Consider the following 25722-nt stretch of genomic DNA (forward strand, 5'->3'; position numbering starts at 1 on the left):
CTATCATCCGTTGTTTACATCGGATCGACTGATTTCAACCTTTTTGCAGGAAAGAATAGAGCTGGTAGAGCAGTACTGCGGTCTCTGCTCGTGTCGGCATATGCGAGAGCTGTTCGAGCTGGCTTGCGCCGATTGCAGGCAAGCTGATCTTCGCTGCTGCTAATGCCCTCTGCGTAATCACGATCATTTCTTCACTAGTAATTGAATCATTTGGCTTGAATTGATTATTTCCGCTGCCTTTGATTACACCCAGTGCTCTTGCACTTCGTAACGCGTCGCTGTAATAAGCATTGACGGGTACATCAGTGAACGAGCTGCCTGTTAGAGCCTGCCAGTCTAAGATCCGTGATAGTAACAGGACGAAGTCCGCTCTGCTGATCGTTTTGCCCGGGCTGAATCGGTTCTCTGAAGTTCCTTTAATAATTCCTTTAGACGCTAGTACTTCTATTGCCTTCTTAGCCGATCCTGAAGAACTACTATCCTCGAATGTTTTATGCAGATAAGCTGCTGCATACGTGCTGAAATGAGTAACTGTAAAGACGACCGATTGGGTCTCGGAATCATAATGACCATTTGGAACAGCAATGATATTACCGGACTCGTCGATGTACCAAACGACGATATGCTCGGGATTAAGCTTTTCTTCTGCTTTAGGTTGATAAGGAATACGGATGGTAACAGGTGCTTTCGGATTATTCCAATTGATCGTTTGCCCGCCAGCCATTGCCGTAAGCTCAAGTACTGGATGCTCACCAACCTTCTGCTTCACATCATCACTTAAGGTATCGGCATCGCGGCTGCTCAGTTGAATTGAAACATTGTCCGCAGACAAGGTTTGGTTAGCCAACATGTTGGCAGGCAGCCATACCGATGCCAGGGGGGTTCTTACTTCAATGAATAGATCAGTCGTGTCACTTAGTGCAGCTGACGGCAGATTTAAGGTATAAGCAGTTACAGTTTTTGCTCCAGCAGGCGTTTCTAGAACAATTTTATGAATCCCTTTTGCTAATGCTAGTTCCTTAACTTGTTTCCAAGCTTCGGCGTTTAGTGTTAATGTTCCATGCCCCGTACTAGAATCGATGGAAGTATCAAGATTGACGACAACGGTGTCTCCTTCGACCTTAAGATCCAGCTTTGAAGTAGATGTTGGTCCGGGATTTGGCGTAGGAGTAGACGTTGTAGTGTCCGGCTCGTATACCCGTACATAATCGACATACATATCAATCTGATCCCCGTATTTGGCAAGATCAATTGGCCATCCTCCGCCAAGTGCGAGATTAAGCATAAAGTACATCGGCGTGTTCGCCTGCTCGAAAGACGCATGACGCCATACTTCAACGTTATCGATATAATAGATAACTTCCGTTGGCGTAATTTTGGTTCCATAGGTGTGCCAGGTTGAGGCGTTATCACCGTATGCGAAATTGTCAGAGGAACAATTGGTTTGGTGAGATTCCGGATTGCCGACCCACCAATGCTTGGCTTGGCATGCCCCGCTAGGATCATGACCGTAAGCTTCAACGGTGTCGAGCTCTGCTGTAGAGGACAAGTGATCCGCACCTGTGCTGTTCTGAGACATTAACCAGAATGCAGGCCACGCCCCTTTACCCGCAGGCATCTGAATTCTCGCCTCGAAGTAACCATTGGTAGCCGCTATACCTGTTCCATCAAGCCGAACAGATGACAACAAGCCTCCGATATATTTGCGGTTCCAACCTTGCGGATCAACGTAGCCATCCGGTGCTTTACTTACTCTAATTCTCAAATGATCGTCACCTAGGATGGAGAACGGATTTACCTGATCAGTTGGATCGGCGAATATCGCTTCCCCAAATTCCGCCCCGTTCGGCCAATCTGGCTTAAGGGAAGCATACGTAGTGCCGACACCTGTCTTGGAGATCGACAATGGACCGGAGAAATCGTCCTCGAACAGGACATGCATGCCATTTGTCTGCGGCGGCGCTGCTGGGATTCCGCTGTTCCAATGGATTCCACCATCGTTATAAAGCTGCAAATAACTCGTCATTGATTCTGTGAAGTTCGGGTCTCCCTCCGCTGAGTTCCAGGCATTCAAAATTACAGTAAGCGGGCCATGCGGTAATTGATCCGCATTAATTGTAATGGATCCGAGGCCCTCTTCATTAGGCGCTGTATTCTGAAGCCAAGCATCATAACCGTTAGGATCAGGATGATCTTCATCCGGTTGATGCCAAACTCTAGCCCAAACATTTTTCATGCCTGGTGCTTTGAAATCGATCTTAACCGAGCCTGACACAGATGATCCGATTGCTGGGGATAGGATCTCAATGGTTGGTTCTACCTCAACTACTGGCGGTTCTACCGGAATCGGATCTTTGTTCGTGTCGACGAACATGATTTCAGTCACCCCTGTTTTGGCGTCCGCTTGATGCGTGAATACAACGCGATAACGTTCAGAGATCACCGTATCGAAGGAAACTAAATTCATAGCCCCGCCTGCCGGTTCGGCTGGTGTCTTGACTTGATTCGGAACGCTGAGCCAATCGGTTCCATTCCAATATTGGACATCGTAGTCGGAAGGTGTCTTGACTCCTCCCCCATCATCATAGAGATAGATCCCAGCCATATTTTTGGATATCTCGTGTTCGTATTCCGCCTGAACCCAATCCGTCAAGTTAGGGGATCCGTACGATGTCCAGCGGTTACGTGGGAAATCATTATAAGAGATGATGTTATCAACGACATAATCTGGTGAATCCCCATTATTCGAATAGGATGCTGTCGCTACGACAGAATTGGTCTCCGTCGGCAGTGACTGTGTAAGAGAATCGACGTATAAAATTTCCGTAACACCAGTCTTGGCATCGCTATGCGTGAATAAGATACGGAATTTCTGAGCGTTCACCGGATCGAACCTGACCAAGTTCAAGGAGTTGGCGGTCGGATCTACTGGCGATTTCACCTGATTGTCTGCACTCACCCAAACGTTGCTTGTGTTAAGGTACTGTACATCATACGAGGCTGGAGCTTTTATCCCTCCCCCATCGCCATACAGATAAATACCAACTGCGTCCTTCCGCTTCGTCTCGCCAAAGTTTGTTTGCACCCAATCTGCTTCGTTAGGCGATTCGTAAGAGGTCCATCGATTCGCAGGGGTACTAGTGTAAGACACAATACCGTCGTTCACTTGGCTAACCTGATCAAGCCGGAAAGTATAAGAGGCTGATGTAATCCCAAGCGGCGATACGCTTGCACCAGGAACAGGTTCGGTGTTGGAGTCAACGAATGCGATCTCCGAGGCGCCGCTTTTTGATCCGGAATGCGTGAACACAACCCTAAATTTCGTTGAAGTCACCGAGTCGAATGTAACAAAATTAAGCTCGTTGCCGACTGGTTCTGAAGGCGCTTTCACTTGATTTGGCACGCTTACCCAATCTGTGTCGTTCCAGTATTGAATGTCATATGAGCTAGGTGCCTTAATCCCCCCGCCATCGTCAAATAAGTAGATACCAGCGACGTTCTTCGAGCTGGCACTGGCATATTCGAACTGGACCCAATCCTCAGCATTGGGAGATTCGTAGGAAGTCCAGCGATTCTTCGGCGTATCGTCGTAAGAAACGATTCCGTCATTCACATCACTTAATCGATCTCCATGATAAGTATACGAGGCTGACAGCGTTACAGCCTGCTCCTCCGCAGCGTTCGCTGTCTGAACGGGTATGCAGTTTACAAGAAGCCCCAAAATCAACACTAGCGATAACCAGTTACGTAGTCTTTTCATTGCTATTAGACCCTCCATTCTAATTGGTATATTATCGACAATTCCGTAGCCTGGAATGCCAACAACTTAACAATAAAGGAGGTCTCGATCTGGGGAAATCATCCATTACCAACATCGGATCTACAATTATTTACTTCTTGATTTGCTGGCCTCATTTCTTGCTCCTATAAAATAAAAAAGCCGCGATTTCCGCGACTTCTTGATCAGACCTATTATAAAATGATCTTTGCCATTTATTCACCTCTTTGCTAGGTCTAGTTCAGTACTCTCTTCGATTTCCCTTCTTTACACTGTCCCAATCGATTTCTACATTTTTTCTAACTCTTTGAAGGAGTTGAAATAAGACTTCCGATTCTTCTTGAGAAAATCCGGATAATGCCACTTTATTAGAGTGATCCCCTTCTCTTTTTAGAAAGGGATACGCTTTCTCACCTTTTTCCGTTGAATACAGTTTTTTGATCTTTTTGTTAATCTCATCGCTTCTTCGTTCAATGAATCCTTGAAGCTCAAGCTTCTTTAAAGCACGTGCTGCTGTTGTACGATCTACCTTTATCATTTCAGCCAGCTTTTCTTGAATAATTCCTTGATTCTCGCAAATACGAACCAAATATAAATACTGACCTTTTGTCAGATCATATTCCTTAAATTCAATATTGCTTATTGAATCCAAAGCCCTTGCTATCATTCCAATTTCTCGAAGGATCTCCTTCATTCTGCAATTCCCCCCTGCTTGTCTTTTGTTGCATTTACAACAATTAAAGTTTCCTATATACTCAAATAGTTCTTGATTTCATTATATATTCCAACACTAAATCCAGAAAGGCTGAGAATGAATGAACACAACTAGAATCACAAAGACTGAGGATTTAAAGGCAGCCTTTGATATAAGGATTAAAGTTTTTGTAGAAGAACAAGGCGTACCGCTTGAGGATGAACTAGATGAGTTTGATACACTAGATGGACGTTGTGAACATGTACTCGTACATTACAATGAGCAGCCAGTAGGAACCGGCAGACTTCGAATACATGAAGGTTTAGGCAAGTTGGAGCGCATTTGCATTTTAGAGCCTTACCGAAAATTTGGTCTAGGTAAAACCATCATTAAAGCGTTGGAAGATATCGCTCTAGAAACAGGCGTGTCCAAGGTTAAATTACATGGACAAACGCAGGCTGAGGGGTTTTATTTAAAACTTGGCTATCAAACTTCATCAGAAGTTTTTATGGAGGACGGTATCCCACATATTCTAATGACGAAGACTCTTTAGAAAAATCAAAGCATCTGAACATAAAAAAGGCAATCGGTTTACAAACCGGTTGCCTTTTTCGTACTCTCTATAATTAAGCCGCGAGACACATAAGCGGTGACGAACTGCTGCGACGAGTGTTCGTACCGGAAGCACGCAGTCTTCTACTTTGCAGTACAGAGATTGCCGGTGCCGGTTCCATCTCCCCTTGCTGCACAAGCGCAAGCATCGCTTCTGTATCGCCAACTTCGTAAGCAATAGCGAGCGAGCGTAAGACATCACGCAGCCCTTCGTCATTCGAGACCTTCAAAGTGCCACCATCAATGGCTTTCCTCACAGCCGGAAGTGCTGTGCGAGCCCGGTGCAGGGCAGCTTTAACTGCGCCTACCGTCAAGCCGAGCCTCATCGCTGTCTCTGCTGATGAATAGCCGCAAACGTCCCTAAGCAGAAAAACTGTGCGTTGAAGCGGTGAAAGATAAGTCATAATCGCCTGCATAACTAACTCCGTTCCGATTCGACTGTTGTCCGGCATGACCTGAGACTCCATGGATTCTTGTACAGCCTTCATCATACGGGAGTTAGAGGATTGTTTCCTCATTCGATCGATCCACGCATTTCGCGCGATTCTCATTAAGTAAGCCTCTGGGTTTATATGCTCCAAGGGTTGCAGGGAATCTAATGCCTTCAGCCAAGTTTCCTGTGCCAGGTCTTCTGCTTCCCAGCGGGATTTCGTTAATGATAGACAGTAACGGCCAAGCACTCCTTGCAGCCGTTTAATCTCTACGTTTTCTTTAATCGCTTCCACCATTTCAAGCACCTCCGTTACTTACCATTATACGCATCCTTATTACCGTAAACGAATGAACCCTAGAAAAAGATACGCGATGTTCAGAAATATTTATGCCGTATCTTTTCCGATACTCCGCTCGTTTACGAATCGTAAGTCACATCACAATAAAGCAAAGAAAAGAGGGATTCCATGAGCAGTTTTATTCCGTATGTTGTTGAACAATCAAATCGCGGGGAACGTTCTTACGACATTTACTCCCGGTTGCTGAAGGATCGAATCATTTTCCTCGGTTCAGCCATTGATGATCAAGTCGCGAACAGCATTATCGCACAATTACTGTTCCTTGCGGCCGAAGACCCTGACAAAGAAATCAGCCTCTATATCAACTCGCCTGGAGGTTCGACCACAGCTGGGTTCGCGATCTATGACACGATGCAGTACATTAAGCCAGAAGTTCATACGATTTGTGTTGGTATGGCTGCTTCGTTCGCGGCTATCCTACTGATGTCCGGAGCTAAAGGTAAACGATTCGCTCTGCCAAGCAGCGAAATCATGATTCACCAGCCACATGGTGGCGCACAGGGTCAAGCGAGCGACATTGCGATCAGTGCCAAGCGTATTCTTGATACTCGGTCACGGCTGAACCAAATTGCTGCTGAACGAACCGGACAGCCACTCGACAAAATCGAGAAGGATATGGACCGCGACTACTTCCTCTCTGCCCAGGAATCACTGGAGTACGGCATCATCGACCAAGTCGTTCAGAACGCCTGAATTCATTGAAAATGTAAGGAAGCTGCCGGCATATAACCGGCAGCTTCCTTGATAATACTGTCTACAACATTCTGTTTCTCTTCTCATCCAGATAAATATCCAGCGCCGCAATTCCCCGAATCATCAGTTTAATAAATAGATAAAGAGCGTATATCCCAAGTAAAATAAACAATCCGTATACGACGATCATGATTATAGAAAAAGCCGAGAAAACCGAAACAGTTGTATTTACATCCATAAATAATAACCTCCTTATGTATTAAAACTTTGTGATAAAGCCTATGCTTCTATTGACCGGCTCCCTAATTCACTTTGTTCACCTCATGTAAATTTAATAAGAAGACCAGTGCAATGACAATAAGAGATAATAGTAAAAAGATAATCGCAAGCGTAAATTGTCCAAGTCCCCATAGTGCAGCAGATGCCACAATAAATACGATTAATTTAAGGGCTGTTCTTACTGGATAGGAGAAGATTGGAACCGACGCTTTTGGTGAGAGGAACATCCCCCATAGAATGATGGTAACCAATGGTGCTCCTACAGCTAGGATGATTTTAGTCACCATTGCAGCATTAATCTGATAACCCCAAAAGCCAAATACAGCAATCGCAGCTAGTTCCAGTAGGAAAAATACCGTAAGCAGTATCGCTTTCAATTTGATCCCCCCTCTACTACCTAACCAACTATTCCGCCTTAATTGGTCTTTCGAAAATAATTTCAAACGAGCCCGGTTTCCCGTGCCCATCATAATTTAGTGGTACCACTTGTACGAATCGCCAGCCTTCAGCGGCATACTGTTGAATTGTTTCCTGATGCTCTGGTCTAGACCAAACACCACCAAATGAGGTTTCAACAAAAATGTATTCATACATGCGTCAACCCACCTCCTCCAATTAATATGTACCATTTTACTTTGATTTGGGAAATTAAGCCATTCCTTTTCATTCATCATGCTTTTACGCAAAAAAATGCAGCCGTTTGAACGGCTGCATTTCTCAAAACTTTTAGCTATTAGTGTCCGCTGAAGCCTTGCTCTTCCATCTCAGTTGTTGGGTCAAGCTTGCTTCGGCCCATGAAGAACGAAACAAACAGAGCAAGAACGGCAGGAATAACGGCCCATGCGAAAGTTCCAACAATTGAATCGGACAACGAATGAACAATCTTATCTAATACATCAGCCGGGATTTGCTCCCTTGCTTCCGGAGTGAGTACCTCACGTGGATCTTTGAATTCCATACCGCCTTCCGGCGCAGTTTGACCGCTTGCGATAAAGGCATCGGTTAATTTACTGGAGAAGAGATTACTTTGTACAATGCCATAAATCGTAATACCAATCGTCATACCAAGCGATCGGATAAAGTTAAGTGTCGAACTTGCGGTACCACGCTGCCTTGCGGGCAGACCATGGATAGCTGTGTTTCCAAGTACGGAGAACGATGCTCCGATACCAAGTCCGATCAGGATCATATAAATCGTAACAACTAATCTGGATGATTCAGCCGTAAGAGTTGTAGTCAGAATAGATCCAATAACAAGGATGATGAACGTCGCAACCATGATGTTCCGGTAAGGAATCTTTGTCATCAAGAACCCGCCTGAAGTAGCCGTAACTACCGTACCTAACATCATCGGTAGCAGCACGAGACCGGAATTAGTCGCCGACCCACCTAGCACACCTTGAATGAAGATCGGAATAAACACGGAAGCGACAATAAATGCCGCACCACTGAACAACGCACTTAGAATACTGGTGGAGTATAACCGATTCTTAAATAAAGCATAAGAGATGATTGGCTCCTTGACCTTTGTTTCCACGAACAGGAATGTGACAAGCAAGACAGCAAAGCCTGCGAACATCCCAAGAATTTGTACCGAATCCCATGCATAAGTCTTACCACCAAGCTCAAGAGCAAACATGAGACAGACGATTGCTCCGATTAAGGTCACCGCGCCATACCAGTCGATTGGCTGTTTGGAGTGTTCCATTGATTCCTTATAGAAGAAACCAATCATACAAAGAGCTATGACGCCAAGCGGAAGATTAATGTAGAATACCCATTCCCAAGCGAAATTGTCTGTAATATAGGCTCCGAGCAACGGACCAAAAATAGAGGACATGCCGAAGACTGCCCCGAACATACCGCCCATCTTGCCTCTGCTCTCCAGTGGGACAGCATCAAACATAATTGTGAACGCTACTGGCATCATGGCGCCTGCCCCGATCCCTTGAACAGCACGGAACATAGCTAGTTCCGTTATCGATCCAGCCGTTCCGCACAGTACTGAACCAGCCATGAACATGATGATACCAAAGAGGAAGAACCTCTTACGACCATACATATCGGACAACTTGCCGAAAATCGGCATGCCTGCCATTTCCGCTACCATGTAGGCGGATGTGACCCACACAAATTTGTCCATGCCGCCAAGTTCTGCGACAATATTGCCCATTGCTGTAGCGACAATGGTGTTGTCCATCGAGGCCATCAGAATGCTTAGCAACAGACCTGCGATGACTAGTCCAACGTTGCTTTTCTTATTTGCGATCAATTTGCACGCAACCTTTCTTCATTAACATAAGTATTAGTAAGTTACCCTTTGAAGCTGACAGTAAACACTGCATACGCCTCGAAACAATGTTACGAAACTCCATTTCCCTACTCTCAGTGCTTCTAATAACAACCTCGATCCTGCAGATTGAGAGTTTAGTTAAATCAGGTTTTCGCGCATCTCACCCGAAAAAACCGCCACAAAGCCCGAAGAACAAGGTAACGTTCACCTTCGAGATTCGTAACGATCTAGACTTTCAATATCTGTAACCTTCGTATGTCATCGTAACATAACATTGTTCTGTTGTATAGTCCGGAATTCATACTCTATCGCTTCCATTTGGAACTAACGCACAGGAACATACGTTCTTTATCTTCAAATATTAGCAAATTATTGGTATATCGTCAATCAAGTTTCCCCTATTCGTCTCTTAAGCAACTTTAACCTGCTCGACACCTTCGTACTCTCGCTGCATTTATAATTAGGGTTCTCTGAAAGTGGACGAGGATTCATCAAATATTCCAACCCAGGCCGCTGTTCTTGGTGCTGAGGAGGAAAAAACAATCGGGACATTGGTACACTGCTGCTTCAATCCAATCTTCAACTTCATTCTAAATTTTATTCCTACTGCTTAATTAGATGCCTATGGCAATATGTATCGCTAAGCAGTTTACATAATGTAAATTACGTAAACAAAAAAAGAGCATTCAGTTAATATGCCATTAACCGAATGCCCTAACTATTTTAGCCTTGCAGATTAATCATATCCGGCATCTCCCGACTATCCAGCTCTCGGATAGAAAGCTTAGCACCGATGGATCGGAAGTTGCCTATAACGTCCTCATATCCACGCTCAATATGCTCGATCCCTGTAATACATGTGTTGCCTTCTGCTGCTAAACCGGCTAATAGTAAGCTGGTACCTGCGCGCACATCCGTTGCATGGACCCAACCACCCTGCAGTGGAAGTCCGCCTCGGATAAAGGCACTTTCTTTCCGCAGCTCTATCTCTGCACCAAGCCGCCGCAGCTGCGGTACGTGTGCGAATCGTTTCGGATAGACTCTTTCTGTCACAATACTCTTCCCCTTTGCCTGCAGAAGCAATGCAGTCATCGGCTGCTGTAAGTCGGTCGCAAAACCTGGATACATGCCTGTACGAATCCGTGTAGCCTTTAAAGTCCCCGAACCGTAAGCAGTAATATGGTTTTCACCGGTTTCGATATGAATTCCTATCTCTTGAAGCTTGTATAGGCATGAGCCTAAATGCTCAGGAATGACATCCATAACGGTAACTTGACCACCATTGATCCCTGCCGACATTAGAAAAGCCCCAGCAATAAGACGGTCCGGAATCACTGTATGTGTTCCACCGTTCAAATAAGAGACACCTTCAATGCGAATCCGGTCCGTTCCTGCCCCATAGATTCGAGCCCCAAGCCGATTCAAGAAATTTGCCGTATCAACAACTTCTGGATCAACAGCCGCATTGCACAGCAGCGTCCGCCCTTTGGCACGCACAGCTGCCAGCATGGCATTGATCGTCGCTCCCGAAGTAATCGTATCGAAATAAATCTCTGCACCATTAAGCTCTGAAGCTACTACTACATAATAGTCCTCGAAAATTTGAACCTGCGCTCCAAGCGCTTGAAACGCCTTGATATGCTGGTCAATAGGACGTGAGACAAAATTGTCTCCACCAGGCATACCGATCGTCACACTTCCGAACTTCGACAGCAATGCACCAGCAAAATAATAAGACGCACGATAGCTCGAGGCCTTGCCCGGGTCAATGACGGCAGTATGTATCCAGCGCGGGTCAATGGTAACCGATCCGCCTTCCATCTTCATCTCCATACCGATATCCTGGCAAATCTCTGCAATAATTCGAACATCATCAATACGAGGAATGCCTTCGAGTGTTACAATATCATCGGCCAGGCAAGCAGCGGCGAGCAGCGCCAAAGAGCTGTTCTTCGCACCTGGTATTTGCACCGTTCCGTTTAACGGTCCTGAGTACTCTGCTTGAATATATTTCATGAGGTGATCCCCACTTTCGTTATAGCGAATTAAATTCTGATTCCAGCATATAACCGCTGCCGCGCACTGCGCTAATAAGGAAGGTATCTTTGCCGAATTTTTTCCGCACCCGGTAGATGAGTGTGTTAATCTCATCAAGCGTAACGTCCGGGATACCTTCTTCTCCTGCAGGACGTTCCGGCCATACTTGAGATTTAATATCTTCAAGTGGAACGAGTTTGTTTAAACTCTCGTTCAGGATGCGAAGCAGCAAATACTCTTTCTCAGACATCGGTATCCGCTTGCCTTCAACGACACATTCTCGTTTTTCCCAATGAATCGTAGGCAGAAGGTCTGAAACATTGAGCTGCATCGTGATGCTGAGCGGTTCTATCTCAAGAGTCTGATCGGCGAACATATAGGAAAAGTGAATAACGCTCATCCCGTTGGCGAGTCTGATGATGTCAAAATTGTTCAAGATATATGGAGTGTGCGGCGTTACTCGTACTCCGTTAATTTCTGTTCCATGGCGGCTGCCCAGATCATACAATACCGCTTTGTCCTGTTCTTTGCGAATAACAACATGCTGCCTTGAGATAAATGGATTCGTAAAGGCTAGATCCGGAGTCAACTGATTAGATTGTCTTCCAATCTGCGTTTCATCCGCGGTAAGATTCACACAGGTGCCCGTTCGGTAGGGTTCGCCTCGAATGATATATAAGCATGCAAAATTTTCCAAGTCTTGTCCCCTCCGTTTGCGATGACTCCTGCCATCGGTGTTCGGAATTCACTTCAATCTGTATCGTAACTCAAACGGTGGATGATTAACACTATTTTGTACTGACGTCACACTGACATTTCAGTGACACAGGGATTCATCCTATTCCTTGTATTAACAATATCACCATTTACGGACAACGCAAAACCCGCAAGAAGGGCACTCTTGTCAAAGTGCCAACTTGCAGGTGACTGACTCCATTTATAACAAGTTCCTGTTCTTTGAAAAAACAAGAATTTGTTTGGCGCTACTCATTCAAATACGTCATTACTCGATTCTGAATTAGTTTGGCAACATTATCAGCAGATTTCTGCCCGGCGAAAAACGCTATCACTTCCTCTGCGATTATCTTCTGAATCGTCGTCTCATAACCAATATTTCTTACGCTGGCATCGGACAGCATTTGTCGAACGGCATCTAGCTTTTCTTCTGAAGCTTCCAGCTTAACCCCACTGCCCTTTGCAGCTACATTTTTATCAACACCATTCTCTTTTACGAACTCGATTGCCCTTTCATTTACCGCATTATTCATCGAGAAGCCTGTCTGATGAGGATAACTCTGCACCTCTTCAGACAGCAGGAACTTCATGAAGTCCCAAGCATCTCGTTTGACTTTTGAATTAGCATTCATGGCGATTTGATTCGTCACGGAAAATGAAATGCCCGACTTTTGATCAGCAGCTTGCGGTTTCTGATAGACCTTTCCGTTGTTGTAAAACAAACCAAGGCGCAGGAGATAATCACTAGGAGAAGTAATGATGGAATAAGTAAAGCTGCTTTTAGCGTCATCCACATAGTTTTCACTTAATGCCTTGTCATCGTACATTTCTTTCACTTCTTCAAGTAATGCTTTGAAGAGAGGTGAGTCGAACGATGCTTCTCCATTCGCCCCATCAACCAATTGATTATAGTTGTCTGACACGAGATTGTTGACCATTATTTCTGGTGCCATAAGCCCCATTGCATAGGATTGTCCATTCTTCCTTGCCAACTGCTTACTTATATCGGCGAGTTGACTCCATGTCCAGCTCTTATCATCTATGGAAACGCCGGCTTTCTCGATCTCTTCCCCATCTCCAAACAAAGCTTCCAAGTAGAATTCAAGTGGCATGATATAGAGGCCGCCGTTCATCCTTGAGCCTTCCATAATGTTCATCGGGTATAAATCAGGATTAAATGCGCGGTCTCTTTCTATCCATTCATCCAAGTTAACGAATTTTCCTTTATTAACGTAGTTATCGATAGGCAAATCGATACCCGTAAACGCAAATAAATCTGCTCCTTTGCCGGATAAAACCTCTGTTGTGGTTGATTTCACGTATTTCTCTACATCGGCAGCACTCATCAAGCTGCCAACTTGCGGAAATTCCTTCAACTCAATCGTCGTATTCCGATGAAGCGCTTCGTATTTCTGCTTAGCCTGCTTGTAGAGATCAGTAGCCGCAAGAATAGATACAACGATCGTTTTTGGTTTATCATCCAGTGGTTCCAGCTCTTCTTGAGATGAATCGGATCCAGTATTTGTGGAAGGACTTGATTCATTTCCTGTCTTTTGCTGCGGCACTTGTGTTTCACTTTCCGGAGAGCTGCCAGAAGGGCTATTAAGGTTATTTCCATTACACGCAGCACAGAGAATCATCATCACACAGGTTATCATGGCTATCCGTACATTTTTCATAAACACGCCTACTTTCCGAATGAATGATCTTTATTTCGTCATTACTCTTACGCGCACCCCATCTTGAATCGGTTCATTACTTTCTTGAATGATAGCCGAGTCTGGAAATATCCCTTGAAATACGATGGTATCGTATTCATTGGAATCTCCGATCTTAATAAAAGTCTTGCGCACATGGCTTGTACTTCCTAATGGACCTTTATTCTCTTCAACTACATACACGTAGGCATCTTCACCATCCTTATGTATGGCTTGGCTAGGAACCAGAATGCCTCCTTGATCGGAAGATGTTAAGCTAAGCTCGATCCGTGCTTGTTCACCTCCACGAAGCGATTCATGCTTCACCGCTACGTTGATATTCATTTGCGACTCTATATGTTCAATCGCGGTAAGGTCTCCTTCCAGACTGGTAGAACCAATTTGAACATCTAGCTTCTGACCAATCTTCAAATGCTCGCTAATAGCTGTTGGTACCTGTATTTGACATTGATAACCTTGCGCAGAGGAGGCGATCTGAACATCAGGACCTGCACTGGCCGCGGTCATTCCGCTAAAGGCATTAACTTTCATAACGATTCCATCAAACGGAGCTTTGAGCTCGCGATTCTGGATGACATTCCTTTTCATTCGGCTTAGATTACGCTGCTGGATTTCCAGAGTAAGGTTTGCGCTCTTAAGCTCACGTTTTGTCGTTCGCAATTGGTTATAATCACCGCTAGTCGAGGCTTCTACATACCGATCTTGTATATCTTCAATGGATAATCGTTGCTGCTCCAGCTGTGCCTGTGCGTCTAAGTAACGATCTTCCTCTTCCTGATTTTCATATACGACAAGCGTCTGACCCTTTGATACCCTATCTCCTGCCTTTACTTTTACCTGATTCACTTCCCATCCTGCTTGGTTTGATAAAGAAGCCTCTGTAACAGGTACCAGAACACCACTTCCTGTAAAGCTCTGTACAAGTTGTCCTGGTCTTCCGACCGTTGTATACACCTTCGTTACATTCATCATCTGCAGTGTATTGCTGAACAAAGTAAGCAGCAATAATCCGCCAACGAACAAAGCAGCAAGCAACCGGATCTTTTTCTTCCTGCTTCTATTGGCTTGTTCGGTATCTTCCCTCTCCACTTGGGTGATCCTCCTACCCTTTGATACCAGACGTCTGAACGCCTTGGATAAAATGAGATTCCGCATACAAAAATAACAGCACCATCGGCAGCATATAGAATACGGATGCAGCGAATCCTACACCTCTCGCCTCTTGCTGGACAACTGAGAGGTATACCGACAACGGCTGTTTAAACGAATCATCAAGAAAAATAAGCGGTTGTTCGACCATGTTCCAATAATCAACAAATAACAATACAACAAGTGCAGCTACACCTGGTTTAATAAGAGGCGCTATGATTTGAGAAAAAATCCGCCAATGACCCGCTCCGTCCATGCACGCTGCTTCTACAAAAGCATTCGGAATAGACAACATGAACTGCCTTAACAGAAATACGCCAAATGAACCAAAAATACCGGGTAGAATAATAGCACTTGCGCTGTTCAGAAGGCCAAACTGATCCGCTATGATATAGTTTGGAACAAGCGTTACTTGAAACGGCATTAACATAGCGATCAGATAAATGAAGAACATCCGGTCTCGTCCGCGAAATCGGAGCTTTGCAAAGGCGTAAGCTGCAAGAGCGCCAACGATAACCTGCCCCACGATAATCAGTACAACCATATAGACCGAATTCCAAAATAGGTTCAAATAAAGGGGGGTGACAATCAGTACTTTGTAGTACTGTTCGAACGAAACCCAATCAGGTATGAGCTTTAAATTGACAAACTCATCTTTACTGTTCGAAGTTGTATCTGTCATCTTCCCGATTAGATCATAGTTAGACCCTATCTCTTGCTCTGTCATCATTGAATTGGTGAAAGAGATGATAATCGGCAGCAGCATTAAGATCGCAATCAGAGCAAGCGTCAGCGTAATTGCGAGTCTAGAAAGTGAAAATTTGAGTTTCATGATTCCTCCAATCAATCCAAAAAGCTTGTAAATCGTCGTTCAACCGCAAACATCACCGAAATAAGTACGACCAAACAAACCACCATTAAGGTTGCTGCAGCTGTAAGCTTCTGAATGTCCAGCGACAAGAACATATTGTTCATATAATGCTGCAGCATATAAATGCTGTCGTGGGGATAATCGCCTGCGATTAGATACGTCTCTCTAAATATCCGGAACGAGCTGATCAACCCCATCAGAACGACAAAGAACATCATTGGTGTCAAATAAACAAGCGTAATACGAGTTAATTTATGAATGCTGCCTGCACCTTCTAGCTCAGCTGTCTCATAATAATCTTTGGGAATTCCCTGTAACCCGGCTATAAACAAAATGATGTTATAACCAATATTTTTCCACGCATAGACAATCGAGAGTACACCTCTCGCCCAATCAGATTTCATCCAATCCATGCGGGACAAGCCAAATTCATGAAGCCAGCCGTTTAGCGCTCCGTTCCAGTCGAATAGAATTTGCCAGATCAACACGACAGAAGCGACGGGCACAACAAGAGGCAATACGTATGCTGTTCGGATCCAATTCCGGAAATAAATAGTTTGATTTAATAGCAGGGCTAGCAGTAATGATATGGTGACCGTGATTGGAACACTAACCGCTGTAAACAGGAAGGTATTCTTTGCTGCTGTATGAAAGGATTTGCTTGCCATTAACTCCTTATAATTGACGATGCCAACAAATGAACTGTCTGTCGTCCCATCTTGAAAGGAATATAATACGCCCATCACAAACGGTATTAGATAAAATATCGAGAAACCAATTACACTTGGAGCAAGAAACCAGATGGCAACGACGTTGTGTCGACGCATCATTTTATGAATCATGGCAGCTCCCTCCTTTCTCAAGCTAGCCAAGACCATTGATAACCCCGTTGACAATATTAGTTGATATTTGTTCTTGGAACGACTCGCTTTGCATTCTCTTTTCTTCGTTTGCATTCGAAATGTATCCGAGTTCTAGCAGAATCGCAGGCTGTGTGTTTTCACGGATCACATGGTAATCTCCAAACATCACACCTCTATCTTTTATTTCCGTATCCAACTTAAACAGCTCGTCATGTATAGATTGTGCCAGATCTTGATCCTGCGATTTGTTGTAGTAGGTCGTCATTCCGTGAACATCACTGCTCTCAAAAGCATCAAAATGTATACTAAGGAACAAATCCGCATCCTCGATTTGCGCCAACTCTGTTCTGTCCTCCAGCGAGATAAAGGTGTCGTCAGCTCTCGTCATGACCACGTTTGCTCCTTGCTCAACCAATTTACTGCTTATGTTCAGCGCTGTAAGCAGCGTCACGTCCTTCTCATAAGTCCCTTGACTGCCTGTTGAACCTACGTCTTTGCCTCCATGGCCGGGATCAAGAACAATTGTTTTTCCTTCTAGAGGAAGCTTCAATTCTTCGTCGATTTCGATTGTTTTAGATGGTTGATTCCTTGTTTTTGTTGCTCCTTCCGAATGGGTATGGAGAATGATAGATGATAAAATAGCTCCGACAGTTGCGACTACTAAGTATTTGGCTGTTGTTTTCATAGGTACATCATAATGACCACCTATTAAGACGAGATGGAGCCGAAATAAAGATGGGATAAAGATTAATGGCCACACAAAAACACCCGTCTCGGAGGTGGATTCACCTTCCTGACGGGTGCTGATGACCAGAGTCATAGATTAGCTCTTCTTCTTCAAGCAAAAGTAAAACGCAACGCCATCCTTCGTATTAGCTGCGCCGTATTCAGCGCCATGCAGCTCTAGTATATTTTTGGAGATAGCAAGTCCTAATCCCGTTCCCCCATCAGATCGCTGCCGGGCCATATCTCCACGATAGAAGCGATCCCATACTTTATCCAGCTGCTCCTCATCGATCCGTGCTCCTTTGTTTTCCACACAGACGATAATTTGTCCCGTTTCTTCGGTTGTTGATACGATGATCTCCTGGTCCGCTGGCGTATATCGAATCGCGTTGGTCATAAAATTCGTGATCACTTGTTCGATTCGATGCTGATTCGCCATGACTTGAGCAGGAATAAGTTGGGTTCGTAACTGCAACTGTTTAGCTGATAATTCAGGTGCCAACTGAGCGCAGATCGATTCGATCGACTTGTCGATGAAGAATTCATCCATCTGCATTTTATAGGTTCCGGATTCGTATTTCGCGAGCTCCAGCATATCTACGATGAGATGGTCCATCCTATCGACTTCTTTTTCCATCGCCTCGAAGTAATGGTCCTTCTTATGCGCAGCCACGCCGTCCTTCAGAATCGAGATGCAGCTTTTCATGACGCTAAGCGGTGTTTTTAACTCATGGGATACACCTGAGATGAACTCTTTCCTCGTATTTTCCAGTTGCTTTTCCCGCTCAATATCTTCCCTTAACTGGCCGATATAAGAATGCAAAGTCGCCGACAATTGGTTGATATTAAGCGACAAATCGCCGATTTCGTCTCTGGAACGAACAGGAATGGTCTCTGAGAAATCAAGATTTGCGATTTTCTTCGTCGTTTGATTTATTTTCAGCAGAGGCCTTGCGATCTTCATGGAGTAGTACAGTGACGCGATCAGAATGAGTACGATGACAAACAATACAATATAGACGTAATAGTCCTTCACCATCTGTACCGCTTCATCGACCGGCTGCAGGGATGCCATAGCAAAGATGTAATTGGTTGTCCCATTATCATAATGAACTGGCTGGATGAACAGCTTGTACTTTACGTTATTTTCCTCGTAATCCTGAATCACAAGTGAGTCGGTTAATTGAATCTCATTAAACAAGTGCTTTACTTGAAAAATGTTGATCTGTTCCAGAAATAGCTTATTGGAGTAAATAAAATCCGATGATCCTCCGCCATTCGGAAGCTGGATATCTGTGATCTTGCCAAGTAAAGTTATAATGGACGACTGACTAGAGGAAGCCATTTCCTTTTTTGATTTATCACTAAGCTTCTCCTCCTTATGACCATAAACTTGATGCATGAGCAGCTCATTGGAATACAAGATATTCCCCGACTGTTGATACAGCTCGATTGGAATAAGCATAGACTTGTTCCTAATACCCGTGAAAAATATGCCATCGGCAGCCTTAATCAACGCTTGTTCTGAACTTGCTTCCTCTATACTCATGAGGTGATACAGAGGAACTCGAATTCGCTCCTGCTTATCCTCGTCCGTTACAGGCTTAAGCAGCTTAAATTCCAAGTAAAAGTCATTCGCAGTCTTAAGATTTCCATCATGATCCAGAGTCGTAATCATTGTATTGTTATTCCGATAGAAATCCTGCTCTAGCCTCTCAATACTCAGTGAATTAACATCCATTTTCAAGTAATCCGTCTTGAAAACTTCAATCTTTGCTTGTAAGTCGCTTACTTTCCGATTCGCATAATACTCTTTGAAAAAAAACGTCTGACCGATATAGATCACCGCTAAGATGAGCATGCACAATGCTGTTGTTAGCAGAAACAGCTTCACTACAATGGAAATCTTCATGTATGTGCCTCGAACTTATAACCTGTCCTCACAATGGTGACAACCATCGAGGCTTTATCTCCAAGCTTTGTTCGTAGATTACGCATATGTGTATTTATAGTGCGATCGTCTCCTGCATACTCATAGCCCCATATTTTCGTAATCATCTGCTCTCGTGTAATAACAATCCCTTGATTCTCCATGAGGTAGGCAAGAATCTCGAATTCCGTATGTGTGAGGTTAACCATTGTTCCATCAATCGTAACGCTCCGCGATGGAAAATGAACCTTGATCCCATTTATGATTAATGAATCCTCCGAAGGCTTCGCCTTCCCTCTCCCGCTGCGGCTCTCAAGGAGACGCTTTGCTCTTGCAAGAAGCACTGGGGGACTATATGGCTTCGTTACGTAATCGTCAGCACCTAGCTCAAATCCAAGCAGTGTATCCTCTTCATCGCTGCGTGCCGTCAGCATAATAATTGGGGCGTCTGATATCTTACGGATTCGGCGGCACACCGACCAGCCATCAAGCTCCGGCAGCATAATATCAAGCACAATCAGGTCCACTTCATGCTCTAGAAATAGTAAAAGGGCCGCCTTCCCATTGGCAGCCTCAATAACCTTATAGCCTTCGCTTAAGAAATAATCTTTGCTGATTTCACGTAATATTTCCTCATCTTCAACGATTAATATCGTTTTCATCCCTATGCTCCCATTTCATGTTGTTCTAGAATCAGTGTATCAAATCATCAAGCCGAAACAAAAAGTATCGATAATTCGACCACATCTTCATTTTATAGCGGGCGTATGAAGATTTTATTCAGGTGATGTAAAGATCAGATGAAGATACGAGGATATCCACTTGTCAAAGCGCCGACTTTCGAGCTAAATCAATCAATTCAGCTGGTCTCGTCAGCTTCGGATAGTCCGTTATTCGTTCACTGATATACGGAGGTATAAACCATGTAGCATGATAGGCATTCATTCCAACTTTAGAGGCACCACTCAGCTCATTCGAACCTCCATCCCCAACAAATAACGATTCTTCAGGAGAAACCCCCAATCTGTTGCAAGCAAGCTGATAAATTTGTGGATTTGGTTTAGCAAGTTTAACCTCATAAGAGAACAAAGCATCATCGAAGTATTTAGCCAGCTCTGAAGTACGCCATGCGGTTACTTCTTCTGGTGTACAGTTACTTATAAGGCAGATTTTTAAGCCAAGCTGCTTTAGTTCTTCAATCATAAGAATGATGTTCTTATCTATATTGCTAAACGGGATTGCTTTCTCTGTTATGCGCTCTTTATGTAAGGTTTCAATGATTCCATCATCCACACGATGATCGAGTACATGTAATATTTCTTTCACAACGGAAGGGAAATCTGTGTAGGTGCCATCCATTCTTTTTCCTTGCCGAGAGTTCCATTCCTCTCTATACCTTTTGGCATCCACCTGTAGCTGTTCTTCCAATAGCGTTGAACGAGGTGCTTTCCTGCTGCCATTCTCAAATTCGGAGATAAGTGTTTCAAACAAATCAAAGAAGATGGCTTTGATTCTCATGGAATCCCTCCTGCATTTTAGATTAACAAAGAAAAAAAGCCGCTTTTAAGAAGCGACTTTCACATTAATACCTAGGGTAATCAACCTTCATAATATCCATGAAAGGAACTTTATCAGTTCCTGCAGCAGTCTCGACATGAACTTTACCTGTACGGGAATCCATATGATTAATGATGCCTTGAACGGGCTCTTCTCGGCCCCAAATCGTCAGAACGATTGTAGATCCTTCATGGAAGGCTTCAGAAAGTTGGTTCCCTATCTCCTCTAATACAAACTCATCGCGAGTAGGTCGTTTTGGGACTTTTGATTTAGCCATTCCGTTATTCCTCCAATAATTTATTTCTTTTACAAAGTATACACTAGTTCTCGTACAATTGGGGTAAAAGACCACGTTATTTTCATCTCTAAATGAGATCAATGGAAAAATAAAATTCCACTCTGTCTTCCCCCACCTCATGTCCGTAAGACGCTTTATGCTTCTGCAGAATCGTGTCGGTAATGGATAGTCCTAGTCCTGTCCCACTAAGCTGTTTACTACGGGATTCTTCCATAACGAAAAAGGGTTCCCACACCCGTTCCCATTTAGCTTTATTGCTTGTATCCGCTTCGTTTGCAATCCGAAAATGAACAGCATTCGATCCCACTTTTGCAGATACAGCAACCCAATTACCTTCCGTATATTTCATCGCATTTGTCAATAAATTACGAAGCACGGATTCAAGCTTGCGGTGATCTGCCATGACCCAAACCTCAGGAGGGAGCTCGTCTTCCACAATTAACTTCAGGTTTCTCTGACCGAAAACAATATGATAGTCCTCCATGGTTGAGATTAGAAGCTGGTGGAAGTCGGTTGGTTCCAACTCGTACGATTCCGTCTGCAGCTTAGACAGCTCTAACAACTGATTAATCATAATACCCATCTCTTCCGATTGACGCTTGATCACTTCCGCAAATGTGCCATCATCCAGTCCATCCTGTATTCCAGCAGCGTAAGCCCTGATCAGAGACAGAGGTGTCTTCAGCTCATGTGATACATCGGCAATAAAGGTTCGCAAATTCGCATTTCTTACTTCCAGCGATTGCTGAGATGCTTTCAATTTATCACTCATCTTATTGATGCTGTCGGCAAGAGATTCAATCTCATCACCTGTACGGATATTTGCATGAATGAAGGATAATTCGGCGATTGATTTGGCCGTTTCATTCAGCTTGGCCAGCGGTTTCACGATCCTTGTCGTGTACAAAACTGACAGAAGAATCAATAACAGCAACATACCTGACCAAATATATAGATTAAACCGATTTACGATGCCAATGGTTTCGGTTGAATAGGATATCGATTCTCCAACAGCAAGCACATTCCCACCTGATGGCAAAAAATTAACCAGAAAGCTGGATTTTAATTTAGCTTGATCAAAAAGCTTATTTACCCGCTTGCCTTCTCTAAGTAAATTAAGATTTTCCTCAGTTAACCAAAACTTGCTTAAAGTAATTCCTTTCCGGTTGAACTGAAACATCATTTGATCATTCAAATCATTTATCCCTTGCGACATAGAGGTATACGCGATTGTAACGTGATCACGCTGCTCCATCTCTTTGATCTGAACGTTCAGCGCGTCAACCGGAAGCGCTGATAACTCAGAGGTCAGCGCTGCCAATTTTTCTTTCTTCTGATATAAGAAATACTTCGGCAAGAAATAAGTATTCATCGCAAAGGTGATGATAAATACCACACACAGCGACAATGTAATCTGTGTAATCAGCTTATAGGAGAGCTTACTCATCGGTATAATCCTCCAGACAATAACCCATTCCTCGGTAAGTACGGATCCAGTGCTCGCCAATTTTCTCTCTTAGCCTGCGAATATGGGTATCCACCGTCCGCTCATCTCCGAAATAATCAAATCCCCAGACCTGATCCAGCAGCATTTTACGGGTTACAATCTGTCCTTTATTTTGAATCAAATATTTCATAAGTTGAAATTCCTTGGATGTAGCTTGAAGATCCTTACCGTCACGGTACATTTTCTGCGCATCCATATCCACCAGCAGATCACCAATACGCACCTGTGTAGCCCAATTCAGCAGTTTTTGTGCTCGGACAAGCAGTACTCTTGGATCAAATGGCTTCCGTACATATTCATCTGCACCTGCGTTTAAAGCATACAGTTCATCCTCCGGCTCGCCTTTGGCGGTCAGAAGCAGCACCTTGGTTCTGCTGACTTTTTTGATTTCCTTACATACCTCTACCCCATTAAGCTTTGGCATCATCCAATCCAATATAGCTATATCAATCTGATGTTCATAGAACATCTCCAGTGCCTGTTCTCCATCCCCAGCTGTCAGTACGTTAAATCCGTCTTTTATAAAATAACTGCTTAAAATCTGCAGCATCAGCGGTTCATCTTCGGCAAGCAGCACATTCATAGGACTTCAACCTTCCTGCTTAAGTTTTACCAAATGCCATTCATGTTTCTACTATATAAAAATAAGGTTACACCAATGTGACGAACCTAACTTATTAACGGATACCTTCATTATCTCCATCTCTATTTGATTTTGGCACATTGATGTAACATTCATCCCTTACAATAACCTCGATTTCAAATTTTGAGATGGAGGAATACAAGTATGAAACCAAAATTCACGTGGATGGTCACATCTACTCTGCTTGCCGCTTTATTATCCGGGTGTACGAATAGTGGAAACAATCCTACCCCACCCAATGAGACAGGGACCGCTGTTATACCCGTCCAAAACCCCGTAATACCTGCAGGTGAACCATTTGAGTTCGAGGTAGATCCAGAAACCTTCGCACTCACCATTATCAAAGACGGTGAACGGGAACAAGCATCCCTGCCTCTGCCGAAGGCCAACGTGAGCAACCTGGTTAAGACCGATGATTCTGTGTCCTGGACTTACCCAGGGCAGATGAAGGTTACGATTGCCAAGAAAAATAATTACCTCGATATTAAGCTTCAATCTATAGGAGCTGATTCGTTCCAATGGCCAGTTATACAGGCTGACAGCTACATGCTGCCGCTGGGCGAAGGAAAGCAGATCCCTGCAGATGACAAGGATTGGAGAACATTTCTGAAGGATCAAAGCTATACGTTCAGCGAATCCTTCTCGATGGATTTCTTCGCCTTGAACAATAAGTCATTCTCGATGGTTTATCTGGTCACCAACAAATATAATGACGAGGTCCATTTCGATACAGAGCCGTCTGTACAAATGCAGTTCACGCATGATTTTCCATCGATTAATCCAGACAAAAGCTATGGCTTCCGCCTGTATGTGACGGGAAATGACCCTCAACAAGTCGTTCAGCCCTACAAAAATTACGTCATTGAGAGTGGTAACTTCGTTACTTTAGAAGAAAAAGCATTGCAAAACCCTAATATTCAAAAGCTGTATGGAGCACCTCAAATTTATCTGTGGAGCCCGTCTATTCTGACAGATGACAATGTGAACTGGCCAAATATGAGGACTGTGCTGGCCGGTAAATTGGGTGTATGGCTGAAGCATCTTATGGATGAAACAGCCGACGGCAGTAACGAGCTTGCCGATACCCTTGAGCGGATTGCAAAGCAGGATTATCTGGATCAATATCAGAAGAAGGTTATTTTGAACGCGATTAATCAGGCTGTCAGAATGAAGGATTTTTACTCGGTTGACATGTTCCCTGATCCAGGAAAAGAGGCCACTGCCCTAATTCAAGAAAGGGGGTCGAGCCTCAGTGAACAAAAGCTGTACGAATTAAATAAGCTTCTTCTAAAAGATGCTTTAGGTGATGCTGCCACTGATCTGAAAAGCTGGGGCCAAACCGGTTCAACTGGGCTGATCCAAGACATGCATGAAGCTGGTATTGATAAAGCATGGATTGGTCTCTCCAACTGGGCAGACGGCTTAATAAATCCAGAGATGGTTGATGAGGCAGTGAAAGATGGTTATCTCATCGCACCGTACGATTCTTACCATTCCATTCAGGAGAACCCGGATCCATCCTGGAACACCGCGTCCTTCGCGGATTCAACCTTGTATGATCAAGCAACTATTACCCGCAAGGACGGTTCGAAAGTTGCTGGTTTTCTAAACCGTGGGCGCAAGCTGAACCCAACACTCGCAATGCCAAGCGTCAAGCAGCGAGCCGAAAGCATCCTGAAGGAAGGAATTGCATTCAATTCGTGGTTTGTAGACTGTGATGCTACAGGTGAGATTTTCGACGATTACTCACAAAGCCATACCACCACACAAGCGGAGGATTTGAAGGCACGACTCCAGCGTCTTAGTTATTTTGCGAAGGATAAACAGATGGTCGTTGGATCCGAAGGCGGCAATGACTACGCAAGCAGCGTAATCGCCTATGCCCAAGGGATAGAAAGCCCAATTATTGCCTGGGGAGACCCTGATATGCGCGAAAATAAAGACAGCCCGTATTATGTTGGCGGTTATTATGCCATGACAGGAGTTCCGGAACGTTATAGCAAAGCGGTGCCAATTAAACCGTTGTACGATAAAGTCTACCTTGACCCAACATTCTCTCTCCCCCTATACAATCTGGTCTATAATGATTCCATCATTACAACCAATCACTGGGAATGGGGAAGCTACAAAATCAAAGGTGCAGAAGCAGAGCGAATGCTGTATGAGCTGTTGTATAACGCACCGCCATTGTACCATCTGGATTCAGAAGCTTGGGACAAGCAGAAAGCAAGCATTACGGGTTTTCTGAAGATATGGTCCCCTTTCCACAGCAAGGCTGTTACACAAGAGATGACTAATTTCTCGGTCCTGTCTAATGACCGATTGGTGCAAAGCGCGCAGTATGGTGATCATTTAAAGGTGATTGTCAATTTCTCTGACAAGGATGCCGTCGCTCAGGATGGTCAATCCGTGAAAGCAAAGTCAGCGATCATTATCGAGGATGGGAAAAGCACCCTGTTTGATGCAGAAGCTAATGCAAAATTACTGGCAACCAATTAATCACACAAAAAAGCTGGCTCCGATAAGGAACCAGCTTTTTATTTTATTC

The 25722-nt window shown here is 44.2% G+C and carries 22 protein-coding genes and 1 pseudogene; 3 read left to right on the top strand and 20 right to left on the bottom strand.

The features are described 5' to 3' along the window. Positions 1-34: 34 nt before the first annotated feature. Together AC0YNT_RS15985 and AC0YNT_RS15990 are read right to left on the bottom strand one after the other, a co-directional pair. On the bottom strand, positions 35-3760 hold the full coding sequence (locus AC0YNT_RS15985) for a discoidin domain-containing protein (protein ID WP_475805507.1): 3726 nt from the start codon (positions 3758-3760) through the stop codon (positions 35-37). A gap of 259 nt (positions 3761-4019) precedes the next feature. Next, on the bottom strand, positions 4020-4472 hold the full coding sequence (locus AC0YNT_RS15990) for a MarR family winged helix-turn-helix transcriptional regulator (RefSeq protein ID WP_475805508.1): 453 nt from the start codon (positions 4470-4472) through the stop codon (positions 4020-4022). A gap of 121 nt (positions 4473-4593) precedes the next feature. Between AC0YNT_RS15990 and AC0YNT_RS15995 the strand changes: the two genes are divergently transcribed. Then, complete coding sequence (locus AC0YNT_RS15995; protein WP_475805509.1) at positions 4594-5025, top strand: GNAT family N-acetyltransferase; 432 nt, start codon at positions 4594-4596, stop codon at positions 5023-5025. Positions 5026-5098: 73 nt separating this feature from the next. Here the strand turns inward: AC0YNT_RS15995 and AC0YNT_RS16000 are convergent, their stop codons facing one another. Then, entirely contained in the window at positions 5099-5812 is a 714-nt protein-coding gene (locus AC0YNT_RS16000) for an RNA polymerase sigma factor (RefSeq protein WP_475805510.1), read from the bottom strand. A 168-nt stretch (positions 5813-5980) separates the two neighbouring features. Here AC0YNT_RS16000 and clpP point away from each other — a divergent pair. Further along, a pseudogene (gene clpP / locus AC0YNT_RS16005) lies at positions 5981-6568 on the top strand (ATP-dependent Clp endopeptidase proteolytic subunit ClpP); the annotation flags it as partial. Positions 6569-6629: 61 nt separating this feature from the next. Here the strand turns inward: clpP and AC0YNT_RS16010 are convergent. The 17 genes from AC0YNT_RS16010 to AC0YNT_RS16090 form a co-directional block, all read right to left on the bottom strand. Beyond that, positions 6630-6806, bottom strand: a complete 177-nt coding sequence (locus AC0YNT_RS16010) for a hypothetical protein (RefSeq protein WP_475805511.1) — start codon at positions 6804-6806, stop codon at positions 6630-6632. 64 nt (positions 6807-6870) lie between these two features. Beyond that, positions 6871-7224, bottom strand: a complete 354-nt coding sequence (locus tag AC0YNT_RS16015; RefSeq protein WP_475805512.1) for a YrdB family protein — start codon at positions 7222-7224, stop codon at positions 6871-6873. Between the two features lie 28 nt (positions 7225-7252). Then, entirely contained in the window at positions 7253-7441 is a 189-nt protein-coding gene (locus AC0YNT_RS16020; protein ID WP_475805513.1) for a DUF4177 domain-containing protein, read from the bottom strand. Positions 7442-7580: 139 nt separating this feature from the next. Continuing rightward, entirely contained in the window at positions 7581-9119 is a 1539-nt protein-coding gene (locus AC0YNT_RS16025; protein ID WP_475805514.1) for an MDR family MFS transporter, read from the bottom strand. Between the two features lie 744 nt (positions 9120-9863). Beyond that, complete coding sequence (murA, locus tag AC0YNT_RS16030; protein ID WP_475805515.1) at positions 9864-11156, bottom strand: UDP-N-acetylglucosamine 1-carboxyvinyltransferase; 1293 nt, start codon at positions 11154-11156, stop codon at positions 9864-9866. A 19-nt stretch (positions 11157-11175) separates the two neighbouring features. Next, positions 11176-11874: an FHA domain-containing protein gene (locus tag AC0YNT_RS16035; RefSeq protein WP_475805516.1), complete on the bottom strand. Its 699-nt coding sequence runs from the start codon at positions 11872-11874 to the stop codon at positions 11176-11178. A 286-nt stretch (positions 11875-12160) separates the two neighbouring features. Then, positions 12161-13591, bottom strand: coding sequence for an ABC transporter substrate-binding protein (locus tag AC0YNT_RS16040; RefSeq protein ID WP_475805517.1), 1431 nt, complete (start codon positions 13589-13591; stop codon positions 12161-12163). A 30-nt stretch (positions 13592-13621) separates the two neighbouring features. Next, positions 13622-14719 (bottom strand): efflux RND transporter periplasmic adaptor subunit, encoded by a 1098-nt coding sequence (locus AC0YNT_RS16045; RefSeq protein WP_475805518.1) that lies wholly within the window; start codon positions 14717-14719, stop codon positions 13622-13624. Between the two features lie 13 nt (positions 14720-14732). After that, complete coding sequence (locus AC0YNT_RS16050) at positions 14733-15611, bottom strand: carbohydrate ABC transporter permease (protein WP_475805519.1); 879 nt, start codon at positions 15609-15611, stop codon at positions 14733-14735. A gap of 11 nt (positions 15612-15622) precedes the next feature. Then, the gene (locus AC0YNT_RS16055) at positions 15623-16492 is read right to left on the bottom strand and encodes a carbohydrate ABC transporter permease (RefSeq protein ID WP_475805520.1); all 870 of its coding nucleotides are present in this window, start codon (positions 16490-16492) and stop codon (positions 15623-15625) included. Between the two features lie 22 nt (positions 16493-16514). After that, a complete protein-coding gene (locus AC0YNT_RS16060; protein ID WP_475805521.1) occupies positions 16515-17333 on the bottom strand; it encodes an N-acetylmuramoyl-L-alanine amidase family protein in 819 nt (272 codons plus the stop codon). A gap of 3 nt (positions 17334-17336) precedes the next feature. Continuing rightward, positions 17337-19151, bottom strand: coding sequence for a sensor histidine kinase (locus AC0YNT_RS16065; protein ID WP_475805522.1), 1815 nt, complete (start codon positions 19149-19151; stop codon positions 17337-17339). Continuing rightward, positions 19148-19831: a response regulator transcription factor gene (locus tag AC0YNT_RS16070; RefSeq protein WP_475805523.1), complete on the bottom strand. Its 684-nt coding sequence runs from the start codon at positions 19829-19831 to the stop codon at positions 19148-19150. Before AC0YNT_RS16070 ends, AC0YNT_RS16065 begins: the two co-directional genes overlap by 4 nt. Positions 19832-19994: 163 nt before the next feature. Beyond that, complete coding sequence (locus AC0YNT_RS16075) at positions 19995-20687, bottom strand: HAD family hydrolase (RefSeq protein WP_475805524.1); 693 nt, start codon at positions 20685-20687, stop codon at positions 19995-19997. A 64-nt stretch (positions 20688-20751) separates the two neighbouring features. Next, positions 20752-21003, bottom strand: coding sequence for a YolD-like family protein (locus AC0YNT_RS16080; protein WP_475805525.1), 252 nt, complete (start codon positions 21001-21003; stop codon positions 20752-20754). Positions 21004-21091: 88 nt separating this feature from the next. Next, on the bottom strand, positions 21092-22471 hold the full coding sequence (locus tag AC0YNT_RS16085; protein ID WP_475805526.1) for a sensor histidine kinase: 1380 nt from the start codon (positions 22469-22471) through the stop codon (positions 21092-21094). Beyond that, a complete protein-coding gene (locus tag AC0YNT_RS16090) occupies positions 22464-23114 on the bottom strand; it encodes a response regulator transcription factor (RefSeq protein ID WP_475805527.1) in 651 nt (216 codons plus the stop codon). The genes AC0YNT_RS16085 and AC0YNT_RS16090 overlap by 8 nt, the downstream gene beginning before the upstream one ends. A 204-nt stretch (positions 23115-23318) precedes the next feature. Here AC0YNT_RS16090 and AC0YNT_RS16095 point away from each other — a divergent pair, with 204 nt between their 5' ends. Next, complete coding sequence (locus AC0YNT_RS16095) at positions 23319-25673, top strand: glycoside hydrolase (protein ID WP_475805528.1); 2355 nt, start codon at positions 23319-23321, stop codon at positions 25671-25673. Positions 25674-25722 lie beyond the last annotated feature (49 nt).

It is taken from the genome of Paenibacillus sp. J22R56, from assembly GCF_056269375.1.

Bases quoted from the DNA above. Each gene is read 5' to 3' on its own strand.
- AC0YNT_RS15985 (WP_475805507.1), bottom strand. From the start codon at position 3,760: ATGAAAAGACTACGTAACTGGTTATCGCTAGTGTTGATTTTGGGGCTT.
- AC0YNT_RS15990 (WP_475805508.1), bottom strand. From the start codon at position 4,472: ATGAAGGAGATCCTTCGAGAAATTGGAATGATAGCAAGGGCTTTGGAT.
- AC0YNT_RS15995 (WP_475805509.1), top strand. From the start codon at position 4,594: ATGAACACAACTAGAATCACAAAGACTGAGGATTTAAAGGCAGCCTTT.
- AC0YNT_RS16000 (WP_475805510.1), bottom strand. From the start codon at position 5,812: ATGGTGGAAGCGATTAAAGAAAACGTAGAGATTAAACGGCTGCAAGGA.
- AC0YNT_RS16010 (WP_475805511.1), bottom strand. From the start codon at position 6,806: ATGGATGTAAATACAACTGTTTCGGTTTTCTCGGCTTTTTCTATAATC.
- AC0YNT_RS16020 (WP_475805513.1), bottom strand. From the start codon at position 7,441: ATGTATGAATACATTTTTGTTGAAACCTCATTTGGTGGTGTTTGGTCT.
- murA (WP_475805515.1), bottom strand. From the start codon at position 11,156: ATGAAATATATTCAAGCAGAGTACTCAGGACCGTTAAACGGAACGGTG.
- AC0YNT_RS16040 (WP_475805517.1), bottom strand. From the start codon at position 13,591: ATGAAAAATGTACGGATAGCCATGATAACCTGTGTGATGATGATTCTC.
- AC0YNT_RS16050 (WP_475805519.1), bottom strand. From the start codon at position 15,611: ATGAAACTCAAATTTTCACTTTCTAGACTCGCAATTACGCTGACGCTT.
- AC0YNT_RS16055 (WP_475805520.1), bottom strand. From the start codon at position 16,492: ATGATTCATAAAATGATGCGTCGACACAACGTCGTTGCCATCTGGTTT.
- AC0YNT_RS16060 (WP_475805521.1), bottom strand. From the start codon at position 17,333: ATGACTCTGGTCATCAGCACCCGTCAGGAAGGTGAATCCACCTCCGAG.
- AC0YNT_RS16065 (WP_475805522.1), bottom strand. From the start codon at position 19,151: ATGAAGATTTCCATTGTAGTGAAGCTGTTTCTGCTAACAACAGCATTG.
- AC0YNT_RS16070 (WP_475805523.1), bottom strand. From the start codon at position 19,831: ATGAAAACGATATTAATCGTTGAAGATGAGGAAATATTACGTGAAATC.
- AC0YNT_RS16075 (WP_475805524.1), bottom strand. From the start codon at position 20,687: ATGAGAATCAAAGCCATCTTCTTTGATTTGTTTGAAACACTTATCTCC.
- AC0YNT_RS16080 (WP_475805525.1), bottom strand. From the start codon at position 21,003: ATGGCTAAATCAAAAGTCCCAAAACGACCTACTCGCGATGAGTTTGTA.
- AC0YNT_RS16085 (WP_475805526.1), bottom strand. From the start codon at position 22,471: ATGAGTAAGCTCTCCTATAAGCTGATTACACAGATTACATTGTCGCTG.
- AC0YNT_RS16090 (WP_475805527.1), bottom strand. From the start codon at position 23,114: ATGAATGTGCTGCTTGCCGAAGATGAACCGCTGATGCTGCAGATTTTA.
- AC0YNT_RS16095 (WP_475805528.1), top strand. From the start codon at position 23,319: ATGAAACCAAAATTCACGTGGATGGTCACATCTACTCTGCTTGCCGCT.